This window comes from Qipengyuania sp. HL-TH1, from assembly GCF_036365825.1.
In the GTDB taxonomy this organism is placed as follows: Bacteria; Pseudomonadota; Alphaproteobacteria; order Sphingomonadales; family Sphingomonadaceae; genus Qipengyuania; species Qipengyuania profunda.
Genome location: NZ_CP142675.1, coordinates 454,431 through 470,097, shown reverse-complemented (window position 1 = coordinate 470,097; position 15,667 = coordinate 454,431). Strand labels below are relative to the sequence as shown.

At 64.2% G+C, this 15,667-nt stretch carries 8 protein-coding genes; 3 read left to right on the top strand and 5 right to left on the bottom strand.

Features of this window, described 5'->3' with window-relative positions; genetic code table 11:
• Positions 1 to 46 precede the first annotated feature (46 nt).
• The gene (locus tag VWN43_RS02785) at positions 47 to 3,049 is read left to right on the top strand and encodes a TonB-dependent receptor domain-containing protein (RefSeq protein ID WP_320180747.1); all 3,003 of its coding nucleotides are present in this window, start codon (positions 47 to 49) and stop codon (positions 3,047 to 3,049) included.
• A 137-nt stretch (positions 3,050 to 3,186) separates the two neighbouring features.
• Here the strand turns inward: VWN43_RS02785 and VWN43_RS02780 are convergent, their stop codons facing one another.
• Together VWN43_RS02780 and VWN43_RS02775 are read right to left on the bottom strand one after the other, a co-directional pair.
• Positions 3,187 to 4,971, bottom strand: coding sequence for a putative 2OG-Fe(II) oxygenase (locus VWN43_RS02780; RefSeq protein WP_320180748.1), 1,785 nt, complete (start codon positions 4,969 to 4,971; stop codon positions 3,187 to 3,189).
• A complete protein-coding gene (locus VWN43_RS02775; RefSeq protein ID WP_253518422.1) occupies positions 4,971 to 5,444 on the bottom strand; it encodes a hypothetical protein in 474 nt (157 codons plus the stop codon). The genes VWN43_RS02780 and VWN43_RS02775 overlap by 1 nt, the downstream gene beginning before the upstream one ends.
• Positions 5,445 to 5,691: 247 nt before the next feature.
• Between VWN43_RS02775 and VWN43_RS02770 the strand changes: the two genes are divergently transcribed.
• Positions 5,692 to 8,694: a TonB-dependent receptor plug domain-containing protein gene (locus tag VWN43_RS02770; protein ID WP_320180749.1), complete on the top strand. Its 3,003-nt coding sequence runs from the start codon at positions 5,692 to 5,694 to the stop codon at positions 8,692 to 8,694.
• A gap of 80 nt (positions 8,695 to 8,774) precedes the next feature.
• Here the strand turns inward: VWN43_RS02770 and clpB are convergent, their stop codons facing one another.
• The 3 genes from clpB to VWN43_RS02755 form a co-directional block, all read right to left on the bottom strand.
• Positions 8,775 to 11,351, bottom strand: a complete 2,577-nt coding sequence (clpB, locus tag VWN43_RS02765) for an ATP-dependent chaperone ClpB (protein ID WP_320180750.1) — start codon at positions 11,349 to 11,351, stop codon at positions 8,775 to 8,777.
• Positions 11,352 to 11,490: 139 nt separating this feature from the next.
• Positions 11,491 to 11,829 (bottom strand): tRNA-binding protein, encoded by a 339-nt coding sequence (locus VWN43_RS02760; RefSeq protein ID WP_320180751.1) that lies wholly within the window; start codon positions 11,827 to 11,829, stop codon positions 11,491 to 11,493.
• Positions 11,830 to 11,860: 31 nt separating this feature from the next.
• Positions 11,861 to 13,309, bottom strand: coding sequence for an ATP-binding protein (locus tag VWN43_RS02755; protein WP_320180752.1), 1,449 nt, complete (start codon positions 13,307 to 13,309; stop codon positions 11,861 to 11,863).
• Positions 13,310 to 13,428: 119 nt separating this feature from the next.
• Between VWN43_RS02755 and VWN43_RS02750 the strand changes: the two genes are divergently transcribed.
• Positions 13,429 to 15,657, top strand: a complete 2,229-nt coding sequence (locus tag VWN43_RS02750; RefSeq protein ID WP_320180753.1) for a penicillin acylase family protein — start codon at positions 13,429 to 13,431, stop codon at positions 15,655 to 15,657.
• Positions 15,658 to 15,667: the final 10 nt, after the last annotated feature.

Genomic DNA, 15,667 nt, shown 5'->3' with positions numbered 1-15,667 from the left:
GAGATCCGACCTCAGGGGTCGGTCGATCAATAGAGGGATTATCAGAGTGAAACTTCAAACCTACTTCAAAGCCAGCGCGGCACCCGCCGTTCTCGGTCTTGCGCTTCTCGCGCAGCCGGCGATGGCACAGGTCGGCCCGGCCGACGAAAGCACGGTTGGCGACGTCGGTGAAACGGCGACTCCCACCGGCGCGATCGTCGTTACCGGTTCGCGTATCGCACGTCCCGACGTCGACAGCGCCAGCCCGGTTACCGTTATCGGTGCCGGTGAAGTCGCCGACACGGGTACGGTCCGCGTCGAAGACCTGGTCAACTCGCTGCCGCAGGTTGTCGGCGGCCAGAACGCCTTCATCGCCAACGGTGCATCGGGTACCGCCACGGTCGACCTTCGCGGTCTCGGCACGTCGCGTACGCTCGTCCTCATCAACGGTCGCCGCCTGCAGCCGGGTGACCCGGCTGCGCCCGCAGCCGATCTTAACCAGATCCCGGCGTCGCTCATCGAGCGTGTCGAAGTTCTGACCGGTGGTGCTTCGGCTACCTACGGTGCCGACGCTGTGGCCGGTGTTGTCAACTTCGTCATGGACACCGACTTCGAAGGCGTCCGCCTCGATGCGACCTATGGTTTCTACCAGCACGACAACGGCACCAGCCAGATCGTCAACGACAATGGTTCGACCATTGGCGACCTCAACGATGCCCGCGGCTTCACCCCGCCGAGCGGCAATGATGTCGGTGGTTCGCAGTACAATGTCGAACTGACCCTCGGCTCGTCGTTCGACGATGGCCGTGGCCACGTCACTGCCTATGCAGGTTATCGCGAAGTCGATGCCCTGCTGCTCGGCGACCGTGACTATTCGTTCTGCGCCCTGACCGGGTTCGGCGGTTGCGGTGGTTCGTCGAACGCGATCAACGCAACCATCACCGACGCCTTCTTCAACTACACCTTCACCACGGGTCCGACCCTGGTGGCGGACGGTTCGGATGACTTCGGTGCACCGTTCCAGGCGTACAACTACAACCCGATCAACCACTTCCAGCGTCCGGATACGCGTTACACCGCAGGCTTCTTCGGTGATTACGAAATCTCGCCGGCAGTCACGGCCTATGCCGAGTTCATGTTCATGGACGACCGCTCGCAGGCCCAGATCGCTCAGTCGGGTACCTTCTTCGCCGAAGCCTACGACATCTCGTGCGACAGCCCGCTGTTCAACGCGGCACAGGGCGACTACCTGTGCGGCCTGATCGACGGCAATGCCGACTCGGGTGACACGGTCGTCGACCGTGTCATCCCGCTGTACATCGGTAAGCGTAACGTTGAAGGCGGTCCGCGCTTCGATGACCTGCGTCACACGGCCTATCGCCTTGTCGCCGGTCTGCGGGGCCCGATCAGCGATTCGATCAGCTACGATGCATCGATCCAGTACGGCACGACGATCTTCCAGCAGAAGTACAATAACGACTTCTCGGTGTCGCGTCTGCGCAATGCCCTTCAGGCAACCACTGATGCCGACGGCAATGTGGTCTGTCAGTCGGTCGTCGACGGTTCGGATCCGAACTGCCAGGTGTACAACCCGTTCCAGGGTGCTGGCATCGTGGCCAGTGGCGACCCGCGTGACGGTATCACCCAGGCAGCGATCGACTATGTCAGCATCCCGCTGCTTTCGACCGGTGAAACCGAAGAAGTCATCGCCAATGCGTATATCTCGGGCGACCTCGTTTCGCTCGGCAACGCAAGCCCGGTTGGCTTCGTCCTCGGCGCCGAATATCGTGAAGAGTTGATCTCGACTTCCAACGATGCCGGTTTCCAGACCCAGGACGGTGCCGGACAGGGTAGCCCGCAGCTCGACGTGTACGGTCGCTTCGACGTGAAGGAAGTCTTCGGCGAACTTCGCGTTCCGATCATCGAAAACGGCTTCGTGGACCTTCTGGCTCTCGAACTCGCTTATCGCTATTCGGACTATAGCACTGGCGCTTCCACCGATACCTACAAGATCATCGGTGAACTGGCTCCGGTCGACTGGGTCCGTTTCCGTGGTGGCTACAACCGCGCAGTCCGCGCCCCGAACATTCTCAACCTGTTCGCTCCGAACCGGATTGCGCTGTTCACGGGTAACGATCCCTGCGCGGGCGCTACTCCGGTTTACTCGGAAGCACAGTGTGCGAACCTGGGTGTCCCCACCGCTCGCTACGGTAGCGTGCCGGTCAGCCCCGCTGGCCAGTACAACCAGTTCATCGGCGGCAACCCCGACGCTGAACCGGAAAAAGCCGACACTTACACCGTGGGTCTGGTTCTCGAACCCGACGCGATTGTCCCGGGCTTCGTGATGGCGGTCGATTACTACGACATCAGCATCGAGAACGCGATCTCGACGATTGGTGCGCAGACGACCATCAACCAGTGCGGCATCACCGGTGATGCGCTGTTCTGTGACAACGTCAACCGTGCTCCCGGCAGCCTCGCGCTGTGGGTGAACGGTGGCTTCGTCAACAACACCACGCTGAACATCGGTGGTGTGGAGACGAGCGGCGTCGACATCACGGCTTCGTACAACCGTTCGATCGGCGCTGGTCGACTGAGCCTGTCGTTCAATGGTTCGTGGCTCAACGACTTCACCATCGACACGGGCATCGCTACCGCCAACACCGATGGTCGTTACGACTGCACCGGCCTCCACGGTAACAACTGTGGCACGCCGCTGCCGGAATGGCGTCACCAGGCGCGTCTGGGTTACACCTTCGACTTCGGTTTCGGTGCCTCGATCCGCTGGCGTCACTTCGGTGCCGTCGATTGGGATCAGACCAGCACGGATGACGATCTCGGCACGGGTGCAGATGCCTCGGTTGGCGACATCAGTGCGCAGAACTACTTCGACCTGACCCTGTCGTATGACCTGGATCCGGTGAATCTGCGCCTCGGCGTCAACAACATCTTCGACAAGGAACCTCCGATCATCGCTTCCAACTATGGTGGCTCGAACGGCAACACCTATGTCGAAACCTACGACCCCGTTGGTCGTCGCATCTTCCTCAGCGCCTCGCTTCAGTTCTAAACTTTAGCGCTCTGAGAAAACAGGAAAGGCGGGCTTCGGCCCGCCTTTCTTTTTGCCTGACCGAGATTTGCCCGGACGCCAGACGCGGGCATACACCCGCGGCTAAACCGTCCGATCAAGCCAGTCTGAATTTGGAATCAGCGCAGCGCGGCGTCGAAGGCGACGGTCAGCCGCTCGCCCGCCGAAAACGGCCGGGTCCCGTGCCATGTCCACGAGGGGAACAGCGCCAGCCGGCCCTTCGCCGGCTCGATCAGCCGCAGGGGTGCCCAGTCGAGCCCGAACTCGCGCGGCGGTTCACCCAGCGCCAGCCAGCCATCCTGACCCGCCTCGCCTGCCCCCAGCGTATCGGGCAAGGCGAGATAACACGCCGAACTGATATCCCCGAGATTGTGGAAGTGCGCGACGTGAAAGCCGGCATCCTGCAGCCGGACCGACCAGGCCCCGGTGAACCGGCGGACCTCGCGCGGCAGCGACAACCAGGGATGGGCCGCATCGCGCGGCGGCAGTGCCGCAAGATATTCGCTCACGGCATCGACCACCGCGGCCTTGAGTTCAGCAATTTCGGGCGCGGTCCGCGCAAACAGCATGCCATCGGTCTGCGTTCCGCCCCGCAAGGATTGTTCCAGCGGTTGGCGCTGCGACGTGTGGATGCTGCGCAAGTGCTCCGCCAGCGCGTCGACGTCCTTGATCCGCGAAGCGATATCGGCCGTTCCGATCAGTTCGCCATCGCGTTCCAGCCAGTGCCAGCGGTCGGGGTCGCTCCCCCGCCATGCCAGCGAGAGATAGGGCAGCACGTCGCGGGCATAGCCGGCGCGCAGCAGGCGCTTGCCAAGTTTCGCCAGTTCGTCCCAGCGATGCATCCGCGCCAGCCAGCGCGCGCGCAGCATGTCCGCGCGGGGATCTTGCCATGACGCCACAGCCGCGATGTCATGTTCGCGCTCGGCAAAATCCTCTGCCTCGCATGCGGCCTGTGCGGCCATGAATGCGACCTCGCGCGTGTCACCCAGCGCAGTCCGCGCGCGATCGACGATCGCAAGCGCCGCCTGCGCGCCCGAGTGGCGCTCGGCCAGACGCGCATATTCCGCCCAGACTTGCGGCGGGCAGCCGGGCCGGGCCACCGCCTGTTCGAACCCCTCCATCGGGTCCTCGCCCGTGGCTGCCTCCCAGCGCAGCTGCGCGCGGGTCCGCAGCGCATCGAGCCGGAATGGCTGCGCGGCGATCACTTCGCCCAGCAGGCGATCCCCCTCGGCGCTGCGGCGTTCGGCATGCAGCGCGGCGGCGTGCTTGATCGCCAGCACGGCATTGCCCGGATCGGCAGCGCTGGCGCGCGCGAAATGCGCCGCGCTCGGCTCGCCTGTATCGAACTGCGCCAGCGCGCGTATCCGCAGGGCGGAAGGATCGCCCGGCGTCGCTGCCAGAACGTGCTCGCTGGCCGCAATCGCGCGTTCGGTTTCGAGCGCGTCGCGCTCGAGCATGGCAAGGTTGCGCCAGCCGCGCAGATGCGCGGGATTGTCGCGGGCTATCTGCCGCAGGTCCTCCAGCGCCGCCGCGCGGTCGAGCTTCTGCGCCTGCAACACCGCCCGATCGACCGCGGCATCGACCAGCCGCGGTTCGAGCTGCAACGCGCGATCATAGGCCTTTACCGCCTCGTCGGGGCGCCCCGCATCATCCAGCGTGCTGGCATATTCGGCCCATAGCGGCGCCTCACGCGGGGATAGCCGCAGCGCCTTCTCGAGCAATTTTGCGGCCCCGCGCGCATCGCCTTCGGCGCGTGCCAGCCGCGACGACAGGTAAAGCACCGCCTTTTCGCGCGGCATCGCCTTGCGCACGGGGGCGAGGAATGCCTTGGCCTCGGCCAGATGCCCCCGCTGCAGTGCCTGCTGCGCCGCCTGAAGCGCCCGCTGCGCGGCTGCGGCATCCATCAGTCGATACGCTTGACGCCGCGCCAGCCGCGCTTGCCGGCAATCGACAGCCTGAGCGTGCCCAGAACGCCCTTCTCGATCGTCACCTTCTCGCCCGGCTGGAAAAATCCGTAGCGCAGCGAGCCCGAAGACTTGGCTTCCCAAACGCTCCCATTGTCGAGCTGGAAACGCAGGATGTTGTAGGTCTGGTTGAAATCGACATGGGTGATCGTGCCGTCATATCGGTCGGCGCGGTCCTGTTCGTCCGCAACGGGGTTGCCGAAATTGTCGCGGCGCAATTCTTCACGCTCGGCTTCGGCGACCTCGTCGACCCCGAAGATGGTGTTCATCGCATCGTCGAAACAGTCGAGACGCTGCGCGTTCTTCTCCATCGCGCGGCATTCGAGCAGCAAGGCGTCGTTACCCGTTTCCTGCGCGCTGAGGCCGACGGGTGTGGCTACGAGAATGGCAGCAAGGCCGAAGAGACGCAGCATCTGGGAGTTTCCTCTCTCGAATATGGTTCGTGACATCGCTCGCGAACCTAACAGATTGCCCTTCGGTCACAAGATGATGCGTAGCCGGGAGCGATCTTTACGCCAGCATGATTGTTGCAGATTTGCGACAGTTTCAAACAGGATCACTTTTTGGTTCGAAATTCGACGAACGGCCATTGCTAGCGTGCGGGTCTCAAGTTCAATGGGCGCTGTGCACTAATGCACGGTCGCAAATCAGGGAATACAGATGACCCATACAACCCCGCTTCTGCGGGGCCGGCGTCTTGCGCTCTTCACAAGCGCAGGGATCGCAGCCCTCGCCATTTCCACCCCCGTTTTCGCTCAGGATGCTGATGACAGCATCGTCGACGAGCAGGTCGAAGCCGCCCCCACACCCGGCAACGCCATCATCGTCACCGGTTCGCGTATCGCCTCGCCCACGGTCGAGTCGCCCGCGCCGCTCCAGATCGTCGATAGCCAGGTTATCGATGATGCCGGTGTTACCAACATTCAGGAAGTGCTGCTCGAAAACCCCGTTTTCGGCACGCCCACCCTCAGCCGCACCAACTCGGCTTTCCTTACCTCGGGTACCGGTGTTGCCACGGTCGACCTTCGCGACCTCGGCTCCGACCGTACGCTGGTTCTGATCAACGGCCGTCGGGTCGTCGGCAGCGTTGCAGGTTCGGCCACGGTCGACCTTAACGTGATCCCGACGCAGTTCATCGAACGCGTTGACATCCTTACCGGTGGCGCTTCGTCGCTTTACGGTTCGGACGCGATCGCCGGTGTTGTGAACTTCGTTTACAAGACCGATTTCGAAGGCGTCGAAGCCAACGCCCAGTATGGCATCACCGAAGAAGGTGACGACGCACGGTACCAGGCCAACCTCACCGCGGGTACCAACCTCGCTGGCGGCGATGGCAACATCATGGTCCACTTCGGCTACTCGAACGAAGAAGGCCTGCTGTCGAACAGCCGCGCCAACACCCGCGTCGACGATCTCGATTCGATCTATTTCGGCGGCGAGTTCGGCGTTCCGACGGAACCCTATTACTCGAGCTTCCCTCCGCAGGGCCGCTTCGTCACCCCCGGCGGGACGTTCACCTACGATCCGGACGGAAACCTGCAGGACTGCTTCACCACCAATGGCCCGACCTGTGCGTCGACCATCGGATCGGGTACTGGTCCGAACGGCTTCAACCGCCAGGACTTCCGCACGCTGGCCGTTCCGGTTGAGCGTTACCTGTTCGCCGCCCGCGCCAATTACGCGCTGTCAGACAACGTCAGTGTCTTCGCTGAAGGTACCTTCAACAAGACCACCTCGTCGCGCATCATCGAGCCGTTCCCGCTTGAATCGGGCGGCGCCAACGGGATCTACCCGACCGATGGTGGCTACAACATCGAGAACTACCTCCCGGGTACCAGCACGATCGTAGCCAACCCGTTCGTCCCGGCGGAAATTCTCGCTGCCGCGACCGATTCGAATGGCGACGGACTGCGTGACATCGGCTTTGCCCGTCGCCTGTCCGAATTCGGCGGCCGCACCGGCTCGACCTCGCGCGATTTCTATCGCTTCGTGGTCGGTCTCGAAGGTGGCCTGTTCGACGACAAGTTCAGCTGGGACATCAGCTACAACTACGGCGACGTCAGCGAAAACCAGGTCTCGTCGGGTCAGGTCAATGTGATCAACTTCCGCGATGCACTCGCCGTGCGTTCGGAAGTCGGTGACGAAAACGGTAACGGTATCGCTGGTGAAGCGATCTGTATCGACCCCGAAGCGCGTGCAAACGGTTGTGCTCCGGCCAACATCTTCGGCGCGGGCAGCATGTCGCAGGATGCCGTGAACTACATCCAGGCGCAGGGCACCTACCAGACCGGGATCACCCAGCAGGTCGTGCAGGCCAACCTTTCGGGTTCGCTCTTCGAGCTTCCCGCAGGTTCGGTCGGCATCGCTGTCGGTGCGGAATACCGCAAGGAAAGCTCGTTCTCCGACAATGATGCGCTGACCAATGCCGGCCTCAACGCCGGTAACGTCCTGCCCGACACCAGCGGTTCGTTCGACGTGAAGGAAGCCTACGGCGAAATTCGCGTTCCGATCCTTGCCGATACCCCGTTCTTCGAAATCCTCGAAGTCGGTGCAGCGGCGCGTGTATCGGATTACTCGACCGTCGGGACGACGTTCAGCTGGAACGTGACCGGCACCTGGGCACCGGTTGAAGACGTTCGCTTCCGCGGCACCTACGCCAAGGCGGTTCGTGCGCCTAACGTAGGCGAGCTGTTCTCGGGTCTGTCGCAGACCTTCCCGAGCGGCCTGACCGATCCCTGCGAAGGCATCGGTGCCACCGGCGGCGGCGCACTGGGCGACAATTGTCGTGCAGCTCCGGGCGTAGCGGCGAATATCGCTGCGAACGGTACGTTCACGCTGAACCAGTCGGACATCCAGGGTATTTCCGGCTTCAACGGCGGCAACCCGGACCTGCAGGAAGAAACTGCAACGTCGTGGACTGCGGGTGTGATCATCAACCCGCGCTCGTTCGACGCTCTGCGCAACCTCACGATCACCGGCGACTACTACAATATCGAAGTAGAAGACGTGATCTCGGGCTTCCCGCGGCAGTTCAGCCTCGACCAGTGCTACGGCCAGGGCAATGCTACGTTCTGTGACCTGATCACGCGCCGTCCGACGGCGACCGCGGTCAACAGCGCGGGTTCGATCGATCTGATCAACTCGCTGTCGGTCAATGCTTCGGTCCTGAAGACCTCGGGCATCGACGTGACCGCGAGCTGGTTCACCGGTCTCGGCCTGATGGAAAACGATCGTCTGACGATCCGTGGTGCATACACGCACATCCTCGAGAACGACTTCTTCTCGCTTCCGGGTGGCGACGCCGACCGGACCGATGGTGAAGTTGGCACCTCGAAGGATCGTTTCACTGCAAATGTTGCATATGGAACGGGCGATTTCCGCACGACGTTCACCGGTACCTTCATCGGCAGCGCCTACATCGACGACCAGTTCGATGGCTCGCGCGTCTATGAAATCCCGGCTGAATTCTACCTCGACATGCAGACGACGTTCTTCGCTGGCGACCGGTACGAATTCTATCTCGGCGTCGACAACCTGCTCGACAACGATGCCCCGAACATCCTCAGCGGTGTGACCGGCAACGTTACCGGGTCGGACACTGCCGCAGACGTCTACGACGTCTTCGGTCGTCGCTACTACGCTGGTGTTCGCCTCACCTTCTGAGGCCTCGGCAGCTAACGACACAAAAGAAAGGGCCCCGGAATTCCGGGGCCCTTTTTCGTTTCGGCATCAGGTCGGCGCGGTCAGGTGATCGTCATCGCCAGTTCGCCGTCGCCCTCGTCGATCGCGACCTTGGAGCCGTCGGGGACCTTGCCCGACAGGATCATGTCGGCGAGCGGGTCCTGCACGTACCGCTGCACCGCGCGCTTGAGCGGGCGCGCGCCATAGACGGGGTCGTAGCCCACGCGGCCGAGCCATTTCTTCGCTGCCTCGCTCAGCTCGAGCACGATCTTGCGATCCGTGAGCAGCTTCTGCACCCGCGCGACCTGTATCTCGACGATCGGCGCCATGTGTTCCTGCGCCAGGCGGTGGAACAGGATGATCTCGTCCAACCGGTTGAGGAACTCGGGGCGGAAATGCCCGCGCACCACATCCATCACCTGCGGTTCGACATCCGCTACCTTCTGGTCATCGTCCATATTGGCGAGATACTGACTGCCGAGGTTCGAAGTCAGGATGATCAGCGTGTTGCTGAAATCGACCACGCGGCCCTGCCCGTCGGTCAGCCGCCCGTCGTCGAGCACCTGCAGCAGCACGTTGAACACGTCGCTATGCGCCTTCTCGACCTCGTCGAACAGCACCACCTGGTAGGGGCGCCGGCGGACCGCTTCGGTCAGCACGCCGCCTTCCTCGTAACCGACATAGCCCGGGGGCGCGCCGATCAGCCGCGCGACCGCGTGCTTCTCCATGAACTCGCTCATGTCGATGCGCACCATCGCGCTGTCGTCGTCGAACAGGAAGCCGGCAAGCGCCTTGGTCAATTCGGTCTTGCCCACGCCGGTCGGGCCGAGGAACAGGAAGCTACCCAGCGGGCGCCCCGGATCCTGCAGGCCCGCGCGCGCACGGCGCACCGCCTTGGACACCGCATCGATCGCCTGGCTCTGGCCGATCACCCGCTTGGCGAGGATGTTCTCCATGTCGAGCAGCTTCTCGCGCTCGCCTTCCATCATCCGGTCGACCGGAATACCGGTCCAGCGGCTGACGACACCGGCGATATCGTCTTCGGTGACCTCTTCCTTGAGCAGCGCATTGTCGGTGTGGCCCGACGCCTCCACGAGCTTCTTCTCCAGCTCGGGGATTCGCCCGTATTGCAGCTCGCCCGCCTTCTGCAGGTCACCGCCGCGCTGCGCCTGTTCGAGTTCGATCCGCGCCTGGTCGAGGTCTTCCTTGATCCGCGCCTCGGCGTGGATCTTGTCGCGTTCGTTCTGCCAGCGCGTGGTCAGCTCGCTCGATTGCTGTTCGAGTTCGGACAGTTCCTTGCGCAGGTTTTCGAGCCGGTCCTTCGACGCGGTGTCGGTTTCCTTCTGCAGCGCCTGTTCCTCGATCCGCAGCTGGATGATGCGGCGGTCGAGGTTCTCGATTTCCTCGGGCTTGCTCTCCACTTCCATGCGAATGCGACTGGCGGCCTCGTCCATCAGGTCGATCGCCTTGTCGGGCAGGAAGCGGTTCTGGATATAGCGGTTGGACAGCTGCGCCGCAGCGACGATCGCGCCATCGGTAATCCGCACGCCGTGGTGCAGCTCGTACTTGTCCTTGATCCCGCGCAGGATGCTGATCGTGTCCTCGACGCTGGGCTCGTCGATGAAGACCGGCTGGAAGCGCCGCTGCAGCGCGGGGTCCTTCTCGACATATTTCTGGTATTCGTCGAGCGTGGTCGCGCCGATGCAATGCAACTCGCCGCGGCTGAGCGCAGGCTTGAGCAGATTGCTCGCATCCATGCTGCCCTCGCTCGCGCCCGCACCGATCAGCGTGTGCATCTCGTCGATGAACAGGATGATCTGCCCTTCGGCACCCTTCACTTCGTCGAGCACCGCCTTGAGCCGTTCCTCGAACTCGCCGCGGTACTTCGCCCCGGCGATGAGCGAGCCCATGTCGAGCGCCATCAGCGTGCGGCCCTTGAGGCTGTCGGGGACATCGCCATTGGCGATACGCAGCGCGAGGCCTTCGGCGATCGCGGTCTTGCCGGTGCCGGGTTCGCCGATCAGCGCGGGGTTGTTCTTGGTCCGGCGCGCGAGGATCTGCACGGTGCGGCGGATTTCCTCGTCGCGGCCGATCACCGGGTCGAGCTTGCCGTCGCGCGCTGCCTGCGTCAGGTCGCGGGCGTATTTCTTCATCGCGTCGTAGCTTTCCTCGGCGCCCGCGCTGTCGGCGGTGCGGCCACCGGTGACCTCCTGGATCGCGGCCTCGAGCGCCTTGGCATCGATCCCCGCGGCGGTCAGCGCCTTGCCTGCCGAATTGTCGGCCAGCGTGAGCGCCTGCAACAGGCGCTGGACGGGGACGAAACTGTCGCCCGCCTTCTCGGCGAGCTGTTCGGCCTGGTCGAGCGTGCGCACGGCGTCATTGTCGAGCCCGGGCGTCGCTTGCGCTCCACCGCCCGAAACCGCCGGCACCTTGGCGAGCGCATTGTCGACTTCGGTGATCGCCACGCCGGGGTTGCCGCCGGCACGCTGGATGAGCTGCGCGGCCATGCCCTGCTCGTCGTCGAGCAGCGCCTTGAGCAGATGCGCGGGCGAAATCCGCTGGTGGTTCAGGCGGATCGCAACGGTCTGCGCAGCCTGCAGGAAGCCCTTGGCGCGGTCGGTGAATTTCTCGAGATTCATGCAAACACCCCAGTTATGAATTGTCGCCCGGATATGGTGTTGCGATTATGCAACACAACCCCTCCCCGCGAATTTTCACGAGGTGTGTTAGCTACATATAGGGGTCGCGGGAGGCTTGTGAAGCCAGCCCGGGCGCAATTTAGGCCAGCCGCGCACCATCCGCGACACCCGGTTCGGGACGGGCCAGCAGGACCTCGCCGTCGCTATCGGGGAACCCGAGCACCAGGATTTCGGACATGAAGGGGCCGATCTGGCGCGGAGCGAAATTGACCACTGCCATCACGCGCTGCCCGACCAGGGCGTCGGGCGTGTAATGTGCGGTGATCTGCGCCGAGCTTTTGCGCTCGCCGATCTCGGGTCCGCAATCGACCCACAGCTTGATTGCCGGGCGGCGTGCCTCGGGGAAGGGTTCGGCGCGGGTTACCGTGCCGGCGCGGATGTCGAGAGCGGCGAAATGCGCGAAATCTGCATGGTCCATGACGCCGGTCTATGCCGAGCGCCGGCGTGCATCAACCTTCGGCCAGCGGCTCGAGCCCGGGAACCATTACCGTACGGTCGCCGCCGAAATCCTCGCGCACCACGACCAAGCCCTGCCGCTCAAGATGGTCGAGCAGCCGCCGGATACGGCCGGGCGAGCTGGTGCCATAGGCACGTGCGAGTTCGGCCTCGTCGACCTGCGTTTCGCCCGCATGCGCGGCCTTGGCGATCACCAGGAACGGGCCGAGCAGGTCTTCCTCCACGGCGCCCGCCAATTGCATGATGCGCGCCTGCAGACCATCGTCGAGCTCTTCCAGTCCGGCACCGGCAACCGCGAACCGGCGGCGGAAGGCGCGCATGTCGGGCATCGGGCCGATCAGACGTTCGCGGCGGCAGCGGGTGAGGAAGGTCTGGTATTGTGCGCTGGCGGACTGGAAGGCGATCCCTTCTTCCTGCGCCAGCTCGCTGATGATCTGCGCGATCCGCGTGGCGACCACCGTGGTATCCACCGGCTCCGCGCGGGGCTCGACCTGGCGCTCCTCCGCCCGGGCGATGCTGTCCTCGATCTCGTCGACCGGCGGCGCGGGCGGCGGGGCAGGCGGCGGCGGCGCCTTGGCCACATCGGCCGCGAGGTCGGTGGTGAGCAGCGCCGCCATATCGGCGGGCGCGGTATCGGGTAGCGCCATCAACCCTTCGCTGCGCGCGTGGTGACCGGTTTTCACCGGGCCGATCTTCACCGCGAGCGGCAGCCGCGTGATCGCCGGGCCGAGCGCAAGGAAATGCCCGCGCTCGAGCTCGCGGATACGCTCCGCCTGCCGCCGCTCCATCCCGAGCAGATCGGCCGCGCGGATCATGTCGATGTCGAGGAAGGTGCGTCCCATGAGGAAGTTCGACGCTTCGGCCGCGACGTTTTTCGCCAGCTTCGCCAGCCGCTGCGTGGCGACGACCCCCGCCAGCCCACGCTTGCGCCCGCGGCACATGAGGTTGGTCATCGCCGCCAGCGTCATCCGCCGCGTGTCCTCGGCCATCTCGCCCGCGGCGGCGGGGGCGAACATCTGCGCTTCGTCGACCACCACCAGCGCCGGATACCAATGCTCGCGCGGGGCATCGAACAGCGCGGTCAGGAATTGCGCGGCGCAGCGGATCTGCTGCTCGACCTCGAGCCCGTCGAGATCGAGCACCACGCTGGCGCGGTGTTCGCGAATGCGCCGCGCCAGCGCCTCGATCTCGCCCGGCGAATAGGCGGCGCCGTCGATCACCACATGGCCGAACTCGTCCGCGAGCGAGGGGAAATCGCCTTCGGGGTCGATGACCACCTGCTGCACCATCCCCGCGCTTTCTTCGAGCAGCCGCCGCAGCAAATGCGACTTGCCGCTGCCCGAATTGCCCTGGACGAGCAGCCGGGTGGCGAGAAGCTCCTCGATATCGAACTCGACCGGCTTGCCGGACGATTCGTGGCCGATGGTGATCTGGGCTGTCACGCAGCAGCGATTAGCCAGTCGAATCCGCAAGGGGGAACAGCGCCGCGGCGGTTTTGCCCAATCGCATTGCGTCACCCCGCTGCGCTCGCTAATCGGGTTGCAAGAGAGGACGGAAATCTATGAGGAACTCGCTGGGGCGCATTGGTTTTGCGCTGCTTCTGCTCGTGCTGGTTGCATTCATCGCACTGGCGACGTGGGAACCCTTCTGGGCCAAGCGCGGCGATGTCGCCCTGCCCGACCGGACCTACACCGCCGAAATCAGCCGCGATGAATTCGGCGTACCGCATATCTACGCCGCCACCGATGCCGATGTCGCCTATGGCGTGGCCGTGGCGCATTCCGAGGATGATTTCTCCACGCTGCAGGATGTGATCGCGATGAGCCGCGGGCGCTATGGCGCGATCGCGGGCGAGGAGGGCGCGGCATTCGACTATGCGTATCACCTGCTCGACGCGCGCGGCACGGCAGAGCGCGAATATCCGCTGCTCCCCGCAGACACGCGCGCCTTGTTCGATGCCTATGCCGTCGGCCTCAACGATTTCGCCGAAGCGCATCCCGGCGAAGTGAAGCTGGGCAACCTCTTCCCGGTCGACGGAGTCGATGTGGCTGCGGGTTTCGCGCTGCGCCAGCCGTTCTTCTTCGGCCTGGGCGGGATTATCGAACCGCTGGTGTCGGGCGAGCCGCTGCTGCCCGAATACGGCCCCGCAATCCCGCGCGATACCGGCGGGGCAGCCCCGGCCATCGAACCTGCCGAAGTCATCCGCACGGAGGCCGCACCCGGCCCCGACCTGGCCCGCGCCGGGCCGCTCCCCAGGGGTGAAGAGGCCGCTCTGGCGGGGTCCAACGCATTTGCAGTCACGCCCGAGAAATCGGGCGGCCCGACAATCCTGGTGTCGAACAGCCACCAGCCCTGGCGCGGCGGCGTGGCGTGGTACGAACTGGTCGTCGAAAGCGAGGAAGGCTGGCATTATGCGGGGGCGAATTTCCCCGGCAGCCCGTTCCCCTTCCTCGGCCATAACGAACATCTCGGCTGGACCAATACGGTCAACACCCCCGACATGACCGATATCTACCGGCTCGAGATGAACGAGGACGAGACGCAATACAGCATCGGCGACCGGTGGCGCGAGCTCGAGGCGCGAACGGTCACCCTGCCCGTCAAGCTCGGCCCGGTCACCCTGCCGATCCGCCGCACGGTCTATCGCAGCGTCCATGGCCCGGTGATCAAGAACGACGAGGGCTTCTTCGCGGTGCGTTATGGCGGGATCGGCAATCTCGGCCAGCTCGATGCCTATTACCGGCTCAACAAGGCGACCAGCCTCGAGGAATTCGAGCGAATCCTCGCGCGGATGGACATCCCTTCGACCAATTTCATCTATGGCGACGAGGCAGGCAACATCGCCTATGTCTACAACGCCGCCATCCCCGACCGCGCGAAGGGATATGACTGGCGCACGGTGTTGCCGGGCGACGATCCACGGGCCATCTGGTCCGGCCCGGTCGCCTATCAGGAACTGCCGCGTTACGTGAACCCGGCCAGTGGCTGGCTCTACAACGCCAACAACACGCCCTATACCGCCGCGGGCGCCGGGAGCGATCTTTCGCCCGAGGATTTCGCCCCCGAACTCGGCATCGAGCTCAAGCAGACCAACCGCTCGCGCCGTGCGTGGAAATTGCTGAGCGAGGCGGGGCAGCTCGACCGCGCCACGCTCGAGGCGATCAAATACGACACGGGCTACGACCGCAGCGGCTATGTCGCGAAGCTGTGGGACGAACTCGCCGCGCTCGACCTGTCGGACGATGGCGAATTGGCGCAGGCACGCGACATGCTGATGGGCTGGGACTTCACCGCCGACAGCATCGGCGAAGCCGATGCGCTGGCGCTGTTGATGATCCGCGAGTTCATGTCGTCCAGCTACCAGAACAAGCCATGGCCCGATGCCCGGGCCGAACTGGCCAAGCAGGTCGCGCATCTCAACACCCATTTCGGGCGCATCGACCCGCCGATGGGTGATTTGCTGCGCCTGCGGCAGGGCACGGTCGATCTGCCGCTCGATGGCGGATCGGACACGCTGCGCGCCTCGACGCTGTGGGATGTCGATGACGACGGCCGCCTGTCGGTGCGGCACGGCGACAGCTTCATCCAATGGGTCGAATGGCTGCCCGGCGAGCGTGTTTCCTCGCGTTCGATCCAGCCGTTTGGCGCCGCCACCACGCGGCCCGATTCCCCGCATTACACCGATCAGGCTGCGCTGTTCGTCAAGCACCGGTTGAAGCCGGTGCATTTCTGGCGCGAGGATGTGCTGGCCAATGCGAAGTCGCGCAAGACCGTGACCAATCGCCGCTAACGCGTTAGCA